Here is a 19,001-nt window from a genome sequence, read left to right on the forward strand (position 1 = left end):
CATAGCGGGTCACGGTCGGGTTCCGCGTCCCGTGGCGATCTTCCCGGACGGTCTTGCCCGGCCGGCCTAGCCTCGGATCGAGTCGATTCGACCTGCGGAGGCGGCCCATGGCGCGGTGGATCCTGCAAGTGCTCGCCGTCGTCGGCTTCGGCGCGCTGCTGGGGTTCATCGGGCTGACGATGACCTGCAACCTGTTCGGGTTTGTCGACGCCGAGGCCCGCCGGTTGTCGAGGAACCTGTGGAATCGCCAGTGGGGGATTCCCGACCGTGATCCGGCTGAGTTACGGCACGGCGTCGGCTTCGCCGCCGTGCGGTTCCTCGTCGGCGGCGCCCTCCTGCTCCTCGGCGCCGCCGCGGTTATCGGGGGCATCGTGCTACTGGTCAGCGGGCCGCTCGACTGACCGCACCACGAAGGCGTCCGGCATCCGGAAGGTGAGATTGTCCGGGCACCACGGCGGACGGATCACCGTCACCCCGTCCAGCAGTGGCGCGGCCTCGGCCACCACGACGGCCGCCTCCATGCGGGCCAGAACGTCGCCGACGCACCGGTGCGCCCCCGCCCCGAACGCCAGGTGCCGCCGCGATCCGCGCTGCCCGGGAACGAAATCGTCCGGCGCGTCGACGACCGCCGGGTCGCGACCGGCGCGGGCCAGCCACAGCACGATGCTGGTGCCCGCCGGCACGGCCGTGTCGCCGAGAACGCCGTCCGCCGCAGCCACGCGCCGCCAGGTGACGATGGGCGGTTCGAGGCGCAGGCCCTCCTCGACGACGTCGGCCACCGCGACGTCACCGGCGCGCAGCGCGGCGCGTACCGCCGGTTCGCCGGCCAGCCGGTGCAGCAGCAGGGTGAGGAACTGCGAGGTGGTCTCCTGTCCGGCGACCAGCAGGAAGAAGAGCGCGCCGACCACCACGTCGGGCGGATGCCCGGCGGCGCGCAGCTCGGCGGCCAGGCCGCCGCCGGTGGCCGCGAACTCCCGCAGTACGTGGTGGAAGCGGCCCACCTCGGCGGCGAGCGCCACCTGCCGGTCGTCGTCCAGCGGCGCCCAGAACAGCTCCAGCGCCGCCCGCGCGAACTCCTTGACCGCGCCGACCGGCGCGTCCGGCAGGTCGACCAGCCGGGCCAGCACCAGCAGGGGCAGGTCGGCCGCGAGGTCCGCGTACAGGTCGACCGGCGCGCCGGCGTCGAGGGTGGCCCGTAGCCGGGCCACCCGCTCCCGGACCAGGGCCGTGAGCCAGGCGCGCTGCGCGGCGACCTTCGCGGGGTGCAGCGCGTCCGCCACGATGCCCCGGATCTGCGGATGGCTGGCTCCCGAGTTGTTCGCCAGGGTCGGCGGCAGCCGGAACCGGTGCCCGGCGAGCACCCGCAGCGCGGTCACCGGCATCGGGGTCACCGCATCCAGGGCGTTGTCCGGCCGGTAGCGCTCCGGGTCGGCGAGGACCTGGCGGACCAGCGCGTGGCGGGTGACGACGAGGTGGCGTACGCCGACGTGGTCGGTCACCTCGGCGACGTCCGGCCAGGGTGCCTCGACCGCGGACGCCGAGCCGGAGAAGAGCACGCCGACACGCTAGCCGGCGGCTCCGGGCAGGCCCGGGCGCAACCGCCAGACGGTGGTGCGCTTCACCCGTACGCTCTCCAGGGCCTCCGGCACCGGCACGTCGTAGCTGGCCAGCTCGTCGAAGCGATCCCGGGGCAGGAACGCCCGGCCGGGGTCACCGACCAGGGCCGGCGCCCCGGCCCGGGTGGCGCGCAGCAGGAACCGCAGCACCCGGCGGGCCATCGCGTCGCTGTAGAAGACGTCCCCGGCCAGCACCACCTCGGCGTCGCCCGCGTCGCCGTCGAGGATGTCGGCGAACTCGGCGTCGACGCGTACCCCGTTGGCTTCGGCATTGAGCGCGACGGCCGCGACCGCCAGTTCGTCGACCTCGACGGCGCGCACGGACGCCGCGCCGGCCTGGGCGGCGGCGATGGCCACCAGGCCGGAGCCGGAGGCGAGGTCGAGCACCCGCCGGCCGGCGACCAGCTCCGGATGGTCGGTGACGTAGCGGGCCAGCGCCTGCCCGCCGGCCCACGCGAAGGCCCAGAACGGCGGCGGCCGGTCGGTGGAGAACTGGCCCTCGGTCAACTCCCAGAGCCCGATCGGCTCATCCGCCTGATGCAGACGCACCTCGGGGACGAAGGGGACCGGGGTCAGCCGGGCGTGCAGCCGGACGAACGTGCTGGAGAGCTCGGACACCCGCCCGATTGTTCCAGCGACCCGACGCCCGGCGTGTCGCGGGGCAGTGGTGACGGGTTCACCACTGTCGGTGAAATGACCCCTCATCCTTGTCGTCCGGTGCGAAGACACCCCTCTGTGTGATCCGCCCGTTTCCTCCTAGCGTTTCCCTACAGGGACGAGAAGGAACGAGGTGGTGGTGATCGTGTGGCGGTACGCGCTGCGGCTCGGGGCGTTGGTTGCCGGCAGCGCCGGGGTGGTGCTCACCCTGGCGGCGCCGGCGCAGGCGGCGTTCGCCACCGAGATGGGCGGCCTGCCGGCCCGGTTCACCGCCGGCGACCAGGTGCGCACGATCTCCGCGGTGGTCTCGCAGACGGACCGGCGCGGCGGCTGCGCGAAGGTGCGCTGGTCGATGGTGCTCCGGGTGCAGGGCATCCGGCTCGACCAGGTGAAGATGGACCGGGTGGAGGAGAACGGCGACTTCCCGGTGGAGATCCGGACCGAGGGTGACGTGGCCCGGTTGACCGACCGGCAACTCGACCCGGGCACCCTCTGCCCGGGACGCACGGTGACCGCCCGCTACCGGGTGGCCTTCGCCGAGGACGTCACGCAGGGGCGGGTCACCCTCGCCGCCGAGGCGTACGACGCCAACCTGCGCCTGCTGGCCCGCCAGACCGCCACCCGATCGGTGGTGGGAGCGAGCGGCGCCGGCGCCCGTACGCCGACGCCGAGCCCGACCCCCGCGCGGCCGAGCGACCCACCGAGCGAACCGGCGCAGGAGGAGAGCACCCAGGCCGAGGAACCGGTCGCGGAGCAACCGGTCGACGCGGCGCCACCGTCGGCCGGCCGTCCGGTCGCGCAGACCGGCGGGTTCGGTGTGGTGCAGGCGGCGTTCCTGCTCGGCGGGTTGCTGCTCTCGCTCGGGGTGGGCCTGCTGCTGCGACTGCGCCACCTGACCCGCGCCGCGAACAAGGAGACCGAGGACCCGCCGCTGGACCGGCTCTGGGAGCGGCCCGCGCCGACCGGGCGCTGGCACCCGGCACGCCGCTGATCGGGGGTTGTCGGGGCCGGCGGGGAACCGCCGGCCCCGACGGTGTCACTTCGCGAACGCCTGGAACTCGGCGATCCTGACCTGGGCACGGGACGGGCTGGCCGTGGCGCAGTCCGTCGTCGTGGCCGGGTCGTCGTCCTGCTCACCGGCGTACTGCGGTCCGCCGGTGCACTGGCTGGCCAGCACCTCCAGGCGCAGGTGGGTGGCGACGGTGGTCGGCACCGCGAACGTGCGCAGGTTGATGTCGCGGCTGTACGCCCGGTACGCCCCGCCGGGGAACGCGTCGGCCGCGCTGGTGTAGATGCGCCGCCAGCGCGCCGGGTCGGCGCAGTCGGTGGTGGTCGCGTCGCAGGCGGACACGGCGAACAAGCGCAGCGCGCTGAGCGCGTTCTGACTGCCGGTGTCCGCGTCCCCGACGATCGCGGGCCGCAGCATCGCGCTGACGTTCACGCGCTTGACCACCTGCGGGGCGTCACCGGCCAGCGCCACGGTGAGCTGCTTGCCGGCCACCCCGTCCAGCGAGGCCCAGTTCGTCGCCTCGGTGTCGTCGGCGACCCGGTCCAGGTTGACCCCGTCACCGCTGATCGTCGCGCCGGACGCCGTGGACGCGAGGTTGCGGCTCATCCGCAGGTCCACGTAGCCAGCCTTGCCGGCGTCGGCGACCACGCTGAGCCGCTGGTGCCCGAAGCCGGGCGCGACGGCCAGCAGGTCGTACGTGCCGGCGACCATCTCCACCGTGTCCGGGATCGGCGTCGCCGGGTCGGTGTCGGCGATCGGTACGGCCCGCGCCTCGTACGCCCCGACGTACACCCGGATCGGCGCGTCGGCGCTGTCCCCACGGGGGCGCAGGGTGAGCGTCGCGTTGCCGCCCCGTGGCGAGGCGAAGCTCGGCGTCGGGTCGGTGTCCGCGGCGCCGTTGGTGGCGGCGTCCCGGCCCATCCCGGAGCGGGCGAACTCGGCCCAGATCAGGTCCTGGTTCGCGCCACCGAAGCGCAGCAGGTCGGCGGTGAGCATGTTGTCCCGCATGTCCAGCATGCTGACCTGGCTGGCCGCCTGGAGCAGGAACGAGTCGAAGACCAGTTGCGACCAGCGCCGGTTGCCCGGGCACCGGTCGGCCGGAACGGTGCCCTGCGCGCACTCCCGCTGCCGCTGCGGGGTGCCCAGGCCGTACCGCTTGACCAGCGCGGCACGTACCCGATAGTTGGTCGCGCCCCAGATCTCCCCGTCGGCGTGCACGGCCGGGCCGGCGGTGTTGTAGCCGATGTCGGAGTAGTTCAGCGGGCTGCGGCTCAGGTCGTAGTTGCGGATGCCGCTGACCAGGTTGCCGGTGACGTAGCCGCCGGTGACGAAGGGCGTTTCGCCGGGAGCGCGCAGGCCGTTCTGGTAGAGGTACTCCGCGGCCATCAGGTCGCCCCACGACTCGCCCATCGCGCCGCCCTGGTGGCCGCTGATCCCGCTGTCCGGGCCGGCGATCATCCGGTTGGTGATGGCGTGGGTGTACTCGTGGCCGATCACCGTCATGTCGTAGTCGCCGTCCACGCACGGCGGGTACGGGCCACCGGCCTGCGGCTGCCACAGGTACATGTTGGTGGTCGGCGGCAGACCGTCGCGCGGGGTGCCCTGGTTGGCGTTGTTGCGGTTGCCGGTCAGCGCGCCCTGCTGGGCGCGGCCCTGCTCGGCGTCGCCGCCGAGTCCGGACGGGGTGAGGTTGACCGCCTGGAGGTTCCACGCCGACTCGGTGAAGCCGAGCTGGTACGCCCAGTCGTGCATGCGGTTGTGCATGACGAACAGGTTCGCGATCGCCGCGTCCGCGTCGTTGCGCTGGGTGGACGTGAACACCTCCGGGTTGCACCTCGCCTGGTGCCACTGGTCCGTGAACGGGTACTCGTAGCGGCGGTCCGGGCTGGGTGTGGCCGGCCCGACCGGGGTGTTGTTGCCCCAGGAGAGCACGGTGTTCGCCGAGTTGCCGCGCGAGGTGAAGGTGGGTGTGCCGGTCGCCGCGTCGACGTCCCACGGCTGCCCGGTGGCCGGGTCGCGGAACGCCGCCTGGCAGTCGGGGGCCGGGTCGCCGCACCAGCGGACCCGGGGGTCCTGGCCGGCGGCGAGGTCGCGGGGCGGGGTGGCCGGGAAGACCGCCCAGCTCGGGTTCTCCGAGTCGAAGTCGACAAGGTCCTCGCGGATCAGCACCTTGCCCGTGCTGCCGTCCACGTAGCTGGTGAACGCCGCCGGGTGGTCGGCGTCCGCGCCGATCATGGTCACCTCGTAGGCGGCCCGGGGTCCGTCCAGCGGGGTGGGCACGGCCACGGCCCGAACGGTGTGGTCGGCCACGGCCGTCGGGCTCAACCCGGCGTCGGCGAGCGCGTCGGCGTACGCCTGCTCGGCGGTGCGGGTCGCGGGCGCGGGCGCGCGGGTGTCCCGGGCCAGCGAGGAGTTGACGGCGAGCACCGAGCCGCCGCTGACCGCGAGCGTGACCAGACCGTCGTGACCGGCCGGCAGGTCACCGAAGCGTTGCCGCAGGGTCACCACCGCACCGCTGCCGATCGGCCGGACCAGCACCCGGTCCAGGTCGGCGACCGTCGCGGCGTCCATGCCGTACAGGTCGCGGTTGGCGGTCAGGTAGGCGCGCGCGGCGGCCTCCGGGTCCGCGGGCAGTCCGGTGGCGAGGGGGGTACGACCGGGGCCGAGCGCCTGGGGGGTGCCGAGCCGGTTCCACCGCGCGTCGGGGTCCGCCGCGCGGGCCAGCCCGCGCTGCCGAGCGTCGGGTGCCGCCGTACCGGTGCGGTTGTCGAGGTCGGCGGGCTGGTGCCCCTCGGCGAACGGCCCGGACGTGCGCTCGGCGGGAGCGGCGGCGGGTGCGGCGTTGCTCGTGCCGGTGGGTAGCAGCGCGGCGAGGGTCGCCGTCGTCGCCAGGACGGCGATGAGCCGGCGTCGACGCCGGCTCATCGGGGGTGACCACTCCGGTTGTGGCACGGGACCTCCTTGTGGGAGCGGGATGGCCGGCGGCCGCCGACCGACGATGCGCGGTGACGCATGCGCATCTGTGGATATCAGTCGGCCGAGGAAGCGGCAAGGGTCCCGGGATGGTCGGCGCGCCGAATGATCGCCTGGCGGGACCGGCGCAAACCCCTCTGGCGCTGTGGGGGAGCGCCGGCGGCGCCGGGGCGTGCCGGCTCACCCCGGTCGTCGTGTTCGGTCTGATCCCGGTGATCGACCTGCTCATCGGCGACGACCGGCGCAACCCTCCCGAGGAGGCGGAGCCCCGGCTGGCCGCCGACGGCTACTACCGCTGGCTGACCTACCTCTACCTTTCGGCGCAGTACGCCGTGCTCTACGGCCCGGCGGTGCTGCCGTTCCTGGCGCTGCAGGCGGTGGTCGGCTGCTCCCTGCTGGAGGTTGTCAACTACCTGGAGCACTACGGGCCGGCCCGGCAGCGCGCCGCAACCGGGCGCTGGCCAACACCGGACCCCGATGGTGACGGCTCAGTCGCCGGACCCCGGCGGTGACGGCTCAGCCGCCCGGCGGTGACGGCTCAGCCGCCCGGCGGTGACGGCTCAGCCGCCGGGCGCCCAGTCGGGGTCGCGGCCGAAGGCGGCCAGCAGGTGATCCTGCTCGTCGGCGTCGGCGGGCACCCGCGCCGCGTCCCGGACCAGCTTGTCGCGTCGGTAGTCGTCGACCCGGCCGGCGAACCACTGGGCGCACACGTGCACCGCGTCCGGGTCGAACCGTGGGTCGGCGCCGATCGCCACCGCCAGGTCCCAGCCGTGGATCAGGTGTTCGGCGAGGAGCTGTTGGACGTACTCGGCGGCCGGGGTCGGGCCGGCCGACAGGTGCACGGTGCGGTCGATCGTGCCGGGGTGGGTGACGGCGATCTCGGCCTGCGCGGCCGCCTCCCGGGCTGTCCGGAGCGGGTCGGCGCCGAGATGGTCCCCGTCGAAGCGGTCGCCGACCTCGTCGATGGTGCGACCGGCGAGCAGGGGGACGCTCCACCGGTCCTCGCCGACCACGTGGTTGACCAGGGTCCGGACGTCCCAGTCGGAGCAGGGTGTCTCCTCCGACCACTGATCGGGCCCGATCTGGTCCACCCGCTCGACAAACTCGGCCAGGCTCCGGCGGTACGCCTCCAGCAGATCCATGCCGTCGATTGTTCCGTTCGGCACGCCGGCCCGAGCCGTTTTGCCCGGCCTGGCGTATGGCGCGGTCGGCCGCTCAGTCCAGGTCGGTCGGGTCCAGACCCAGCTCGCGGGCGGTGACCAGGCGTACCCACTCCCCGAACTGTCGCCGGGAGATGACCCGGTCGTGCACCGCGAGCTGCACGGCGAGGCCGTCCATCACCGCGCTGATCCGCCAGGCCGCCCCGTCCGGGTCGGCGCACTGGAAGGTGCCGTCGGCGACTCCGGTGGAGATCACGGCGGCGAGATCCTGTCGCCACCGTAGGTCGAGCCGGCGGGACACCTTCTCCAGCTCGGGGGTGCGCAGCGACTCGGACCAGCCGTCGATCCACATCGACCAGGAGGTCGCCCGGCCGGCGGGGGTGTACAGCTTGAGGATCCGGCGGAGCTTCGTCAGCGGTGGCGCGGAGGAGCGGGTGACCGCGTCCAGCCGGGCCAGATCCTGCTCGACGGCGTACGCGAAGGCCTGTGCGAGCAGCCGCTCCTTGGTGGCAAAGTGGTAGAACACCAGTGCCTGGCTCACCCCGGCGGCCTGCGCCACGTCGGCGGTTCGTGTGTTGGACAGACCCCGCTCCACGATCACGTCGCAGGCCGTGCGCAGCAGGGCATCCAGGCGGATCTCGGCCGCACGTCTCGTCACGACCGTTACCGTAGCCCATCGGCCCGAACACGAACAGTTACCGCTACCGTCCGATTCGTGGGGTAAGAGTCGGAAGTTGGACACTTGCCGACGGGTGCCGTGGCTCGTTCTCCTGATCGAGTTCGGCGAGGTGGGCGGCGTGCCGTCGGAGTGCTCCGCTGGCTGTTCGCCGCGCCGGCGCCCGCCGTCGGATGATGCCGGAGTGTGACGGTCGAGGGTCAATTGAGACATCAGGTCAGCTGACTAGGAAGCCCGCCTGCAGTGGTGGCCATCTCCCCGTTCGGCGTCGGACCGGGCGGGATGGGACGCGCCGACACGGACCCCGATTTGGCAGTCGTTCGCCGGCTCGGCTAAAGTTCTCATCCGTCACCCGGGAAAGCCGGGGGCGTGCGGACGTAGCGCAGCTGGTAGCGCATCACCTTGCCAAGGTGAGGGTCGCGGGTTCGAATCCCGTCGTCCGCTCGGAGCTGCCGCCACGCATGACGGGGGCAACCTCGGTGGGGTGGCCGAGAGGCGAGGCAACGGCCTGCAAAGCCGTGTACGCGGGTTCAAATCCCGTCCCCACCTCGGCAAGGAGCACGGGCGATTGGCGCAGTGGGAGCGCGCTTCCTTGACACGGAAGAGGTCACTGGTTCAAACCCAGTATCGCCCACCAGTTGTACGACGTGATCGTTGAGGCCCGTCACCGGATCCGGTGACGGGCCTCAACGCTGTTCCAAGAGAACTGGCCGCCCGCCGTCACGAAACAGACCTACTCGCCGGCGCGGAGCACCTCGCTCAACCGGTCGCGCCGTCGCAGCGCCGACTCGACGGGTACGACGGTGGCGGCCGCCGCCAGCAGCGCCGTGCCCAGCAGGGCGAGCAGCCACCACGGCAGGATCGCCGCCGGGTCGTCGGCCTGGCCGGTGAGCAGCCGCAGGTCGAGAGGGCCGAGCGTCGCGCGTGCGAGCAGGGCCCCGAGGAGCGGGCCGCACACCGCGACGACGGCGACCGGGGGCAGCAGCTCTCCGGCGGCCACCCAGCGGGCGTCGCGTGGCCGCAGCCCGAGGGTCCGCAGCCGGGTCAGGGTCTGCCATCGTTCGGACGCCCCCGCGGCGGCGGCGAGCGCCAGGCCGAGGAGCCCCAGCGCCAGCAGCACCGCGGCGGCGGCCCACGCCAGCCGTAGGAGCCCCGCGGTCAGCGGAGCCGCTCGCTGCGTCCGCAGGACGTCGGCGCGCGACACGACATCGCCGGCGACGCCGCTGTTCGACACCGCCCGCGCCGCGCCGGGACCGGTCACCCAGACCGTGTTTGGAACGGCGGGCAGGCCGGCGTCGGCGAGAGCCGCGGCGTCCACGAGCACGACGTCGTCGGCGCCGCCGACCGAGGGCGCGGTACCGACCACGGTGAGGTGGATGGCCGGGGCGTCGGCCCGGGGTAGCTGCAACCGCGTGCCGGCCGGCAGTTCGCCGTCGCTCGATCGGACCAGCGCGGGGACCTCTCCGGGGCCGGGACCGGGCGTCGTGAGCCGGGCCAGCGCGGGCGCGTCGGGCAGCGGGGTGGTGGCCAACAGGCGCTGGAACGCTTCGGCGTCCACGATGACCAGGCGCGGGGCGAACGGTGTCGAGTCCGTGAAGACGCGCGCCGAGTCGGTGACCTGCGCGACGACGACCTGGCCGACCCCCGGAGCGGCGGCGATCCGTTCGGCGATGGCGGGCGTGCCGGCCTTGGCGTCCGCGGCGACGTCGAGGCGGGCGTCGGCGCCGACAATGCTCCACGCGCCGTCGGCGAGGCCCCGGGTGACGGTGGAGCCGAGGATGAGCGCGAACGACGCGAGCGCCGTGGCGCTCACCAGCACCAGTAGCGGCAGCGTGCGCCCTGCCGTCGTGACCGCCCGGGCGGCACCGAAGACGGCCAGCGGGCGGCGCGAGCGCAGGGCCTGGCGGAGCGCGAACCGCGCGCCCAGCGGGAGCAGTCGGATCAGGACGAGCGCGCCGACGAGCGCGCCCAGTGCGACGGCGCTGACCGGCAGGATCACGTCCCCGGTCACCTCGCCGGTGTCGCCGTCGGAGGTGACCGGCAGGAGCCCGCGCTGGTGCAGTGTGACGAGGGCGGCGACCGCGGCGATCAGGACAGCGGCCTCCACGACGGCGCGGCGCAGCTGCCCGGTCGCCCGCAACCAGCGCCGAGCGGACGGGTTGGCGGGCTGACGCCGGTCCCGGCTGGCGCGGCCGGCGGCGAGGGTGCCGAACGCCGGCCCGGCGACGGCGCCGGCCAGGACCACGGGAATGGCCCAACTCCACGAGACGCCCGGCGCCACCACGCGGGCGAGCGCGAGCCCGACCGCGGCGGCCGACAGGGACACCACTGTGGACTCGAGGGCCAGTTCCGCGCCGAGGTCGGGTAACGCCGCCCCACGCTGCCGGGCGGTGCTCAGCGCCAGGGTTCGGCGGCGGACCAGCAGGTCGGCGGCGAGCAGCAGGACCAGGACCGTGGCGGTCAGCACGCCGGTGAGCAGCACGGCCGCCTGCGCCCGTACGGCGCTGACCCGGGCGCGGGTCGCGCGCAGGGTGGCGTCGAGCTGCGACTCCCACTTCAGGGAGTCGTCGCGGGCGCCTGACGAGCCGGAAGCCGCCTTGAGCGTGACCACCTGGTTGACCAGGGTCGCGCTGGTGGCCCAGGTGAGCGCGTCGGGGTCGGGGGCGAAGTGGACGGCGCGCCGCAGTTGGTCCTGGTCGACGGCGAGCCGGGCGTCCGGCAGCGAGTCGCGCGACAGCAGACCGGCGAACCGGGTGATCCCCACGCCGTCCGCGCCGGGCACGGGGCGCAGGAGCGCCGGGGCGAGTCGCCAGGCGGGGTCGGCGGTGTCCGTGGGTCGGTAGATCCCGCTGATCCGCAGGTCCTTGTCGCGCCCCCGGCTGTCCTTGGCCGGGATCCGGTCGCCGGGGCCGACATCGAGTGCGGCGGCGTCCGCCTCGGAGATGCCGACCTGCACCGGCCAGGGCGGTCCCTGGTAGGGGACTTCGACGAACCCGTCGGGGACGGCCCCGGCGGGCGCGTTTCCGGCGATCCAGGTCACCTGCGGGCCGCCGGCGTCACCGGCCAGGTAGGTGAACTGGAAGGTACGTGGCGCGGTGCCGTCGGTGATGCTCAGGACCGGGCCGTCGACGACGGCGATGGGCGGGAGCAGCGCGGCGTCCAGGTCGGGCCCGAGCGCGTACGTCGCCCGGACGCGGAGGTCGTCGACCTCCTTGGCGAGGCCTTCCATCCGCACCCGCCCACCCGTCGGACCGTCGTCGCGTTCCCAGTCGGCGTGTGCGAGGACGTTCGCGTCGTCACTGCCGCGGCGGACGCTGTCCTGGACGGTGTCGTCGGCGGCCGCGCCGAGCAGCGCCGGCACGGCCCCGGCGAGCAGCGCGACAGCCGCGATGACGGCTGCGGAGAGCAGCAGCGGGCCGGCGTCGGCCCGGCTCCGGCCGCGGACGCTGGGCCAGTGCGGCGCCGGGAACCGGCGGGTCAACCGCTTCACGGCGCCACCCGCAGGTGCGCGGCGTCGGCCCGGCGTACCTGGATGCCGACCACGATGGCGACGGCCAGCAGACATCCGGCCAGCAGTACCGCGAGCAGCGTGGCCTCGGCCGGCCACGGCCAGTGTGGCTGGGCGGCCGGGACGGGCGCGGCGCCGGTGTCGGAGCGTACGAGCAGGGGAGCGACGAGGCGGGTGGCGAGCGCGCCGACGGCCGCGCCCGCCGCGAGCAGCGGCAGCAGAACGCCGGCGTGCTGGCCGAGCAGCACGGCCCGGATGCCGCGCCGGGACATCCCCAGGCCGCGCAACCGCGCCACCTCGACGGCCCGGAGCTGCAGGTCGCAGGTCACGTGCAGGACGACGCCGGCGAGCAGCAGCAGGGCCGCGGCCGGTACGACGAGCCGGAGCGCGCCCGGCAGCCCGGCGCGCAGCGGGCCGCCGAGGAGTCGGGCGGTCTCCACCTCGCGGGTCGTGACGGTGCCCAGGTGCAGGGCGGTGGCCCGCTCGGCGGCGCCGGGGCCGGCCGGGTGACCGACCCACCAGGCGTCGACCGGGAACGTGAGGTCACCGGCGAGCACGCGCGCGCGGGACAGCGCGTCCAGGTCGGCCAGGACGGCGACGGCCCCGGGGGCGGACGGTACGGCCGGTACGACCTCGGAGACGACGACCGGGACGGGCGTGGTGCCGACCGTGACGCTGAGCTTGCTGCCGGGGTGGACGCCGACCTCGCTGGCGAAGCGGGCGGAGACGGCGACCGGCACCTCGCCGGGGTCCGGGAAGGCGCTGGCGACGAGGGTCCGGGCGGCGTCGTCGGCGCCGTCGAGCTCGACGGTCGCGGCCATCCGCAGCGCGGTTCCGGTCGGGGTGGGGGACAGCCGGACGTTCAGGTCGCTCAGCTTGCTCGGTACCGGTGGGGCGGACGTGGCGGTCCAGTCCGATCCGTCGGTGGACGCCGCCTCCGGCACGGTCAGCGTGACGGCTACGGCCACTCCTCCGCCGGCCACGGGTTCGTCGCCGAAGTCGACGGCGACCGGTAGGGCGACCGCGACGAGGCGCAGCCCGTCGGCCGTCGCGCAGGCGGGTAGCCGCACCTCGCGGCCGTCGAGCGGTACGGCGGGACCGGTGCAGGACGTGCGCAGACCGGTGACGTCCTGCAGCAGCAGCCGGGGTGTCACAACGAGCGGGGCGTCGCCGGCCGCCGTTCCGCTGAGTACGAGCGGTGCGCCGGCCGGGACGGCGAGACCGGTGACCCGGGTTGGTGGTGCCAGCGCGGCACCCACGTGCGCCCATTCGCGGTCGCTGTCCAGCGGCCCGCGCAGCAGCGCGTCGGCGCGGGTGGTGTCCACGGCGACCAGGCGTGGCGCTTCGCCGGAGGTCCCGAGCCACTGACCGACGGCGATACCACGGTCGAGGACCGGACTCACCGCCCCCGCGGTGGCCGCGCTGACGAGCGCGCCATCGCCGGCCGAGGGCGACGTGCTGAGGGTGAGCGCCAGGTCGGTGCCGACCGAGAGCGCGGCCTGGTCGCGCTGCGACTGGTGCCAGGTGGCGTCGAAGGCCAGGCCGAAGGTTCCGGCCGCGCAGGCCAGCCCGACGAGCAGGCCGGCGGCGACCGCCTGGGGCCGGCGGGCGCTCTCGGCTACCGCCAGCGGAAGCGCCAGCCCGCGGGCGCGGTAGGCCAGGCGGTCGGCGCCGCGCAGGGCGGGCAGCACCACCCGGAGCGCCAGGGCGGCGCCAGCGGTGAGCAGCAGCGCCGGAGCGAGCACCCGGACCGCGTCGGCGCGCGGGCTGGCGGCGGTGGGCTGCGCGTACAGCTGCCACCATCCGACGGCGGCGAACACCGCGAGCAGCAGGTCGGCGCCGGAGCGGGCCAGCAGCTCGCGGCGGGTGCGCCGCTCGCCGGCCGCCGGGACGGGACGGATCGCCAGGACCGTGAGGACGGCGGTGAGCATCAGCGTGCCCCCGGCGACCGCGAGCACCTGGACGCCGGTGATGGCCGGCCGGACGGTCAGGCCGGCGTCGTCCAGTGGCGGCAGGTGGGTCAGGCCGGCGTGCAGGGCCGACGAGGCCGGTATCGCGAGCGCGATGGCGACGGCCGCGACGAGCCCGCCCTCGAGGGTCGCGGTGGCGGCGAGTTGACGACGGCTGGCGCCCAGGGCGGAGCGCAGGGCGGTCTCGTCGGCGCGGATGCCGGCGGTCAGGCGGCCGGCGAGCACGAGCGCCGTCGCGGCCAGGACACCGCCGAGGACGGCGATCGCGAGCACGACGGCGGCGGTCACGTGCCGTTGGTCGTCGGCCGACCGCAGGGTCAGCGACAGGTCGGTGGCGACGCGGGCCAGCTGGACGCGGTCGCCGAGGGCGCCGGCCAGCCGTCGGTCGGCACTGTCGACGGCCCCGGCCAAGGTCTCCAGGTCCCGACGGTTGGCGTGGCTCAGGTCCGGATGGGCGGTGACCTCCAGGCGGTCGACGGTGGCACCGGTGGTGACCAGGTCGGCGAGGTCGACGAGGAACGGGCCGTAGGCGTTTACCGGTTGCAGGAAGCGACCGTCCCGGTAGCCGGTGGCGGACCCGGCCGCGGCCAGCGGGTCGCGGTCCCAACCGCGCCCGGACAGCGGGCGTACGACACCGACGACGGTCACGTCGATGGCCGGGACGGGCGGGTGGGCCAGCTCGGCGCCGAGGTGCACCCGGCTACCGGGAGCGAGGCCGAGCAGGTGGGCGGTGGACTCCAGGAGCACCGCGTCGCCGGGGCGCTGGGGCCAGTGTCCGGTGACCAGCTCGGCCCGGGTCGGCAGGTCGTCGAGCCCCGACAGGTAGGCCTGTGGGCCGACGGTGGTGCCCGGGGCGAGCGCGGGCGGTAGTGCCCGCAGCACCGTCGACGCCCGCGCGGTGGTGGTCAGCGGGAACGGCGCCAGCGCGGAGGTCACCCCGGCGCGGGTGTCGGCGAGGACGGACGACGCGTCGGGGCCATCGACGGAACCGGTGTAGACGGTCGCGTCGACGGCGGCGGGTTCGGCGCGGGCCAGGGCGACCTCCAGGGCCCGCTCGGCGGTGCGGGTGACCAGCAGCGCGCAGGTGCCCAGCAGGGTCGCGCCGATCGTGACGACCCCGAGGAGGGCCGCGAGTAACGGCCACTGCGCGCGGGCGCGTCGGCGGACGAGCCTCAGCATCGTCGTGTCACCGGCCGTCCGACACGGGCTCGTACGCCTGCTCGGCCGCCTGTTCGTCGAGGTGCCCGTCGTGGATCCGGATCACCCGGTCGGCCAGGGCCATCATCACCGCGTCGTGGGTCGACACGAGCACGGTGACGCCCTCGGACTCCGCCACCCCGCGCAGCAGGGCCATCACCGACAGGCCCGTCTCGGCGTCCAGTTGGCCGGTGGGCTCGTCGGCGAGCAGGAGCCGGGGCGAGGCGGCCAGCGCGCGGGCGATCGCCACCCGTTGCTGCTGGCCGCCGGACATCTCGGCCGGCCGTTGCTGGGCGTGGTCGGCCAGGCCGACCAGTTCCAGCAGCAACTCGACCCGCCGCTCGCGCTCGGCCGGGGCGACGCGGGCCAGCCGTAGCGGCGCGGCGACGTTCTCCGCGGCCGACAGCACGGGGATCAACCCGAAGTTCTGGAAGACGTACGACACCTTCTCGCGCCGCAGCCGGGACAGGCCGTCCTCGTCCAGCGTGGTGACGTCGGTGCCGTCGACGTGCACGGTGCCGGCGTCCGGGCGGTCCAGGCCGCCGATGACGTTGAGCAGGGTGGTCTTGCCCGAGCCGGACCGGCCGACGAGCGCCACCATGGAACCGGCGGCGACCTCGAACGACACGCCGCGCAGGGCGTGCACGACGGTCGGTCCGGCGCGGAAGCTTCGGTGCACGTCCCGAACCCGCAGCAGCGGCTCGCTCATTCGCCGCTACGCGAGTCGGAGCGGATCGTGATGTGGTCGGGTTCCAGGGCCAGCCGGACCCGTCGGGTCAGCGCCAGCGCCTGGCGGAATTCGCGGGGCACCTGGACCCGCCCGGCCCGGTCCATCACGGCGTACTCCTCGGCGGTCATGTGGGTGTCGCCCTCCGCGTTGGTGGTGGTGCGGCGCAGCACCTCGCTGCTGGTGCGACCGTCGCGGATCGCGACGGTCCGTTCGACCTGGCCGCTGACCTCCGGGTCATGGGTGACCACGACGACGGTGACGCCGTAGCGCCGGTTGACGTCGCGTAGTACGCCGAAGACCTCGGCGGACGTGGCGGCGTCCAACTCGCCGGTCGGCTCGTCGGCGAGCAGGACCCGTGGCTGGTTGGCCAGGGCCACCGCGATCGCCACCCGCATCTGCTGCCCACCGGAGAGTTGGCCGGGGCGGCGGTCGGCGCAGTCGGCGACGCCGAGGCTGTCCAGCAGTTCGGCCGCGCGCTCCTGCCGCTCCTTCTTCGCGGTGCGGGCCGCCGTCATCGGCAGGTCCACCATCTCCCGCGCGGTCAGGTACGGGATGAGGTTGCTCGCCGTCTGTTGCCGGACGAACCCGACGGTGTGCCGCCGGTACTCCACCCGGTCCGCGCGGGACATCGCCAGCAGGTTCCACGTGTCGACCCGGACCCGTCCGGCGGTGGGGGCGTCGATGCCGGCCAGGATCGACAGCAGCGTCGACTTGCCCGATCCGGAGGCGCCGACCACGGCGACCAGCTCACCGCTCTCCACGGCCAGGTCCAGGCCCTGGAGTGCCTGCACCTCGACCGAACCGGTCTGGTAGATCCGTACCAGGTTCTCGCAGACGATGAGCGCGTCCCGACCGAACTCGGGTGCCCGCGCGGACGGCTGCGGCAGGGACAGCGGTGTGGTGGACATTCCCAGCAGTCTCGCAACCGGCGGCCTCGTTGACCATGCCCCCCGTGCGGTTATTTCGGGTTTGGCACGAGGAGCCGCCGTCGACCGGTCAGAAGGTCAACAGCCGGAACTCGCCCACCGGCCGGAAGCCGAGGCGGCGGTAGATTCCCTCGCCGACGGGGGACGAGGTGAGGGCCGCCGTGTGGGCGCCCCGCTCCCGGGCCAGGTCGAGCGCGGCCCGGGTCATGGCGGTGCCGATGCCCTGCCGGCGCTGCTCGGGCTGTGTGCCCACGAAGTAGAGCGTGACCAGACCGTGGCTGAGCCAGGCGACAGCCGTGCCGACGATTCGGCCGTCGGGGAGGCGACCTGCCAGCCGGATCACCGTGCCGTCGCCACTGAACGCCTTTTCCCGTTCGATCGTCGCCGGGACACCCTCGGCCGGGATGCCGGACACCCGGGCGTAGGCCGTGACGAAGGTGTCGAGGTCGTCGGTCTCGGTGATGTGCACGCCGGTGGCCGTCGGGGCCCCGGCCGCCGTGGTGAGCGCCCTCGTCATGATCGGCATGCGGGCGACCTCGGTCGCGCCGAGGGCGACCAGGCCGTCGGCGGTGCCGACGTCGCTGTCCGGCCCGACCCACCAGATTCGGGGTACGCCCCGCAGGCGTCGCCGGGCCTCGACGAGCGCCTCGCCGGGCGTCGGCCCGGCCACCCGCAGCACCCCGTTGAGGGTGGCGTGCGGCACGTCACTGCGGTAGGTCGGCAGGTCCGGGCCACCGCCCGCGCCGATGTTCCAACCGAGCAGGTACGACCGGTGGGCGGCCAGCACCGTGTCGAGGGACTCCATGAGCGCGATCGTAACGCGGGCGCGTGCCGGGCCTGACCAGCGGAAACGGAAACGGGCCGGCACCCTCGCGAGGAGGTCGCCGGCCCGTTTCATCCGAGCCCTTCACAGCGGCGGGGCGATGTCCCGCCGCTCCTCGACCCGGCGGTACTCGACCGGCTGCTCGGTGGTGGTCACGACCGCGCCACGGCGGCGCTGGAAGATCAACGCCGTCATGATCAGACCGAGGACGCCGGCGCCCATCAGGATCCAGCCGACCACGTCGAGGTTGATGCCGCCGACGCTCGCGTCGAGGGCGAAGGTGAGAATCGCGCCGAGCGCGATCAGGAAGATGCTGGTGCCGATACCCACGACAGCCTCCTTAGGGGGTGTGGTGTGCTGTCGAGGTTCATCAGTACCCCGCCGTCGAGCAGCGCAATCGCGGTCGCCCGAGGGCCCCGCGCCGGCCGATCTTGGCATCGGGTAGAGTTCGCTCCGTTGCCGGCGGTAGCCGGGGACGTGCGGACGTAGCGCAGCTGGTAGCGCATCACCTTGCCAAGGTGAGGGTCGCGGGTTCGAATCCCGTCGTCCGCTCGCGATCCGTCTCGACGGGCCTGACCGCCGGGTTGAGCGGGCACCATGGGCGATTGGCGCAGTGGGAGCGCGCTTCCCTGACACGGAAGAGGTCACTGGTTCAAACCCAGTATCGCCCACCATCTCTTTGAGCACGTCAGCTCGCCCGTTATCGGATCTCCGGTAACGGGCGTCTTGCTTCTGCTGCGCCTCAGCCCTTCTTGTCTATCTTCTCCGCCGCGTGGCGCAGCGCGCTGACGAGTTCAGGTAGGTGCGCGTCGGGAAAACGGCCGGACATGCCGATCGCGGCGTACGGTGCCGAGCCGACGGTGACGGCGACGGTGCGTTCGGTCTTGCCGGAGCGCAGGGCGAAACCGGCTTCGCGGATCTCCGCAAGATCGGCGAGGACCTGCTCGACCGGTATCTCGTTCGCGCTGGTCGCCCACATGGCGCGGACGTTCTCGTCGTCCTGGTCGGCCAGGAGGGCCATCCCGAGCCCGGACCGGGCGACCGGGAACAGGCCGATCCGGCCGAGGGCCGTGCTGGTGTCCATGCCCGGGTCGGCGTGGTAGAGGTACGACATCTGGTCGCGCCAGAGCACACCCATGGCCACGGTGTGACCGTGGACGTGCAGCTCGCCGAGGGGCCCGAGCGCCCGGCGGATCAGGCCGGACCCGAAGAGGCTCTGCGCGGCCAGGGCATGGATTCCCGGGCCGGGACGATAGCGGCGCCGCTCGTCCTGTTCGATCAGCCGGATGTGCGCGAGGGTCTTGAGCAGCCGGTTCGCCCGTGACGGCTCCAGCCCGAGTCGTCGTGCGACCTCGCGTGAGCCGAGGGCCTCAGCGGAGCTGGCCAGCAACTGCAGGCAGTCGAGCCCATCCTGGAGCGACTTGTTCGGCTGAGACGGCAGCATGTTGCATTTATAGCATCACTCTGAGCGCCGACGCTACGGGATCGTGTCGCGTAAGTTTCGACGGAGTGTCTTGACGGTGCTATTACTGCACCATTACGCTCGCCGCACTTGACCAACGATCCCGCCTGGTCGCCGCAGTCGACCCTGCTAGAGCAGGCGCGATGAGTGCTGCCCGGGTCGGTTTCTCACATCACGGGGTGGGTCCCGGCGGGTTGCCGCCATGGACGGAAAGGCGCCACATGCTGCGAACCGTGGCGAGCCGGTCGGCTCGCCACGCGCCCAAGTCACGGGACGACGATTCGCCAACGAGCG

15 protein-coding genes and 5 tRNA genes are annotated in these 19,001 nt (G+C 73.9%); 8 read left to right on the plus strand and 12 right to left on the minus strand.

Annotation, left to right across the window (positions count from 1 at the left end; all coding sequences use genetic code 11):
• The first annotated feature begins 107 nt into the window (after positions 1-107).
• Positions 108-401 (plus strand): hypothetical protein, encoded by a 294-nt coding sequence (locus AB0B55_RS08715; RefSeq protein WP_357122949.1) that lies wholly within the window; start codon positions 108-110, stop codon positions 399-401.
• On the opposite strand, the gene AB0B55_RS08720 is transcribed toward AB0B55_RS08715, so the two are convergent.
• On the minus strand, positions 375-1,499 hold the full coding sequence (locus tag AB0B55_RS08720) for a cytochrome P450 (protein WP_357171582.1): 1,125 nt from the start codon (positions 1,497-1,499) through the stop codon (positions 375-377). The genes AB0B55_RS08715 and AB0B55_RS08720 overlap by 27 nt on opposite strands.
• 66 nt (positions 1,500-1,565) lie before the next feature.
• Entirely contained in the window at positions 1,566-2,234 is a 669-nt protein-coding gene (locus tag AB0B55_RS08725) for a 50S ribosomal protein L11 methyltransferase (protein WP_357122952.1), read from the minus strand.
• A gap of 172 nt (positions 2,235-2,406) precedes the next feature.
• Here AB0B55_RS08725 and AB0B55_RS08730 point away from each other — a divergent pair, with 172 nt between their 5' ends.
• Positions 2,407-3,264, plus strand: a complete 858-nt coding sequence (locus tag AB0B55_RS08730; RefSeq protein ID WP_357122955.1) for a hypothetical protein — start codon at positions 2,407-2,409, stop codon at positions 3,262-3,264.
• A 45-nt stretch (positions 3,265-3,309) separates the two neighbouring features.
• On the opposite strand, the gene AB0B55_RS08735 is transcribed toward AB0B55_RS08730, so the two are convergent.
• A complete protein-coding gene (locus tag AB0B55_RS08735) occupies positions 3,310-6,234 on the minus strand; it encodes a M36 family metallopeptidase (protein WP_357171307.1) in 2,925 nt (974 codons plus the stop codon).
• A gap of 215 nt (positions 6,235-6,449) precedes the next feature.
• Between AB0B55_RS08735 and AB0B55_RS08740 the strand changes: the two genes are divergently transcribed.
• Positions 6,450-6,767: a hypothetical protein gene (locus AB0B55_RS08740; protein ID WP_357122960.1), complete on the plus strand. Its 318-nt coding sequence runs from the start codon at positions 6,450-6,452 to the stop codon at positions 6,765-6,767.
• Positions 6,768-6,815: 48 nt separating this feature from the next.
• Here AB0B55_RS08740 and AB0B55_RS08745 read toward each other — a convergent pair whose 3' ends face one another.
• Positions 6,816-7,397, minus strand: coding sequence for a TIGR03086 family metal-binding protein (locus AB0B55_RS08745; RefSeq protein WP_357171309.1), 582 nt, complete (start codon positions 7,395-7,397; stop codon positions 6,816-6,818).
• A 73-nt stretch (positions 7,398-7,470) separates the two neighbouring features.
• Positions 7,471-8,073, minus strand: coding sequence for a TetR/AcrR family transcriptional regulator (locus tag AB0B55_RS08750; protein ID WP_357122966.1), 603 nt, complete (start codon positions 8,071-8,073; stop codon positions 7,471-7,473).
• Positions 8,074-8,462: 389 nt separating this feature from the next.
• On the opposite strand from AB0B55_RS08750, the gene AB0B55_RS08755 reads away from it, so the two are divergent.
• The 3 genes from AB0B55_RS08755 (at position 8,463) to AB0B55_RS08765 (ending at position 8,728) form a co-directional block, all read left to right on the plus strand.
• Positions 8,463-8,535, plus strand: a tRNA-Gly gene (locus tag AB0B55_RS08755).
• Positions 8,536-8,569: 34 nt separating this feature from the next.
• Positions 8,570-8,640, plus strand: a tRNA-Cys gene (locus AB0B55_RS08760).
• Positions 8,641-8,653: 13 nt separating this feature from the next.
• Positions 8,654-8,728: transfer RNA gene (locus AB0B55_RS08765), tRNA-Val, on the plus strand.
• Positions 8,729-8,824: 96 nt separating this feature from the next.
• Here the strand turns inward: AB0B55_RS08765 and AB0B55_RS08770 are convergent.
• The 6 genes from AB0B55_RS08770 to AB0B55_RS08795 all read right to left on the minus strand — a co-directional run bounded on the left by AB0B55_RS08770 (position 8,825) and on the right by AB0B55_RS08795 (position 17,575).
• The gene (locus AB0B55_RS08770; protein ID WP_357122969.1) at positions 8,825-11,581 is read right to left on the minus strand and encodes an FtsX-like permease family protein; all 2,757 of its coding nucleotides are present in this window, start codon (positions 11,579-11,581) and stop codon (positions 8,825-8,827) included.
• Positions 11,578-14,748 carry an FtsX-like permease family protein gene (locus AB0B55_RS08775; protein ID WP_357171311.1) on the minus strand — a complete coding sequence of 1,057 codons (3,171 nt, stop codon included), beginning with the start codon at positions 14,746-14,748 and terminating at the stop codon, positions 11,578-11,580. Before AB0B55_RS08775 ends, AB0B55_RS08770 begins: the two co-directional genes overlap by 4 nt.
• 7 nt (positions 14,749-14,755) lie before the next feature.
• Positions 14,756-15,475 carry an ABC transporter ATP-binding protein gene (locus AB0B55_RS08780; protein WP_357171313.1) on the minus strand — a complete coding sequence of 240 codons (720 nt, stop codon included), beginning with the start codon at positions 15,473-15,475 and terminating at the stop codon, positions 14,756-14,758.
• Positions 15,472-16,404, minus strand: a complete 933-nt coding sequence (locus tag AB0B55_RS08785) for an ABC transporter ATP-binding protein (protein ID WP_357122978.1) — start codon at positions 16,402-16,404, stop codon at positions 15,472-15,474. The genes AB0B55_RS08780 and AB0B55_RS08785 overlap by 4 nt, the downstream gene beginning before the upstream one ends.
• A gap of 88 nt (positions 16,405-16,492) precedes the next feature.
• Positions 16,493-17,227 carry a GNAT family N-acetyltransferase gene (locus tag AB0B55_RS08790; protein WP_357171315.1) on the minus strand — a complete coding sequence of 245 codons (735 nt, stop codon included), beginning with the start codon at positions 17,225-17,227 and terminating at the stop codon, positions 16,493-16,495.
• A gap of 102 nt (positions 17,228-17,329) precedes the next feature.
• Complete coding sequence (locus tag AB0B55_RS08795) at positions 17,330-17,575, minus strand: DUF6458 family protein (protein WP_357122984.1); 246 nt, start codon at positions 17,573-17,575, stop codon at positions 17,330-17,332.
• A gap of 149 nt (positions 17,576-17,724) precedes the next feature.
• Between AB0B55_RS08795 and AB0B55_RS08800 the strand changes: the two genes are divergently transcribed.
• Together AB0B55_RS08800 and AB0B55_RS08805 are read left to right on the plus strand one after the other, a co-directional pair.
• Positions 17,725-17,797, plus strand: a tRNA-Gly gene (locus tag AB0B55_RS08800).
• A gap of 47 nt (positions 17,798-17,844) precedes the next feature.
• Positions 17,845-17,919: transfer RNA gene (locus tag AB0B55_RS08805), tRNA-Val, on the plus strand.
• A 68-nt stretch (positions 17,920-17,987) separates the two neighbouring features.
• On the opposite strand, the gene AB0B55_RS08810 is transcribed toward AB0B55_RS08805, so the two are convergent.
• The gene (locus AB0B55_RS08810; RefSeq protein WP_357122987.1) at positions 17,988-18,689 is read right to left on the minus strand and encodes a helix-turn-helix domain-containing protein; all 702 of its coding nucleotides are present in this window, start codon (positions 18,687-18,689) and stop codon (positions 17,988-17,990) included.
• Positions 18,690-19,001 lie beyond the last annotated feature (312 nt).

The organism is Micromonospora sp. NPDC049107, from assembly GCF_040648595.1.
GTDB lineage: Bacteria > Actinomycetota > Actinomycetes > Mycobacteriales > Micromonosporaceae > Micromonospora.

What these genes read in the sequence shown, in the direction of transcription:
- AB0B55_RS08790 (WP_357171315.1), bottom strand. Translation starts at nt 17,227, where the DNA reads ATGGAGTCCCTCGACACGGTGCTGGCCGCCCACCGGTCGTACCTGCTC.
- AB0B55_RS08810 (WP_357122987.1), bottom strand. Translation starts at nt 18,689, where the DNA reads ATGCTGCCGTCTCAGCCGAACAAGTCGCTCCAGGATGGGCTCGACTGC.
- AB0B55_RS08745 (WP_357171309.1), bottom strand. Translation starts at nt 7,397, where the DNA reads ATGGATCTGCTGGAGGCGTACCGCCGGAGCCTGGCCGAGTTTGTCGAG.
- AB0B55_RS08775 (WP_357171311.1), bottom strand. Translation starts at nt 14,748, where the DNA reads ATGCTGAGGCTCGTCCGCCGACGCGCCCGCGCGCAGTGGCCGTTACTC.
- AB0B55_RS08715 (WP_357122949.1), top strand. Translation starts at nt 108, where the DNA reads ATGGCGCGGTGGATCCTGCAAGTGCTCGCCGTCGTCGGCTTCGGCGCG.
- AB0B55_RS08785 (WP_357122978.1), bottom strand. Translation starts at nt 16,404, where the DNA reads ATGTCCACCACACCGCTGTCCCTGCCGCAGCCGTCCGCGCGGGCACCC.
- AB0B55_RS08780 (WP_357171313.1), bottom strand. Translation starts at nt 15,475, where the DNA reads ATGAGCGAGCCGCTGCTGCGGGTTCGGGACGTGCACCGAAGCTTCCGC.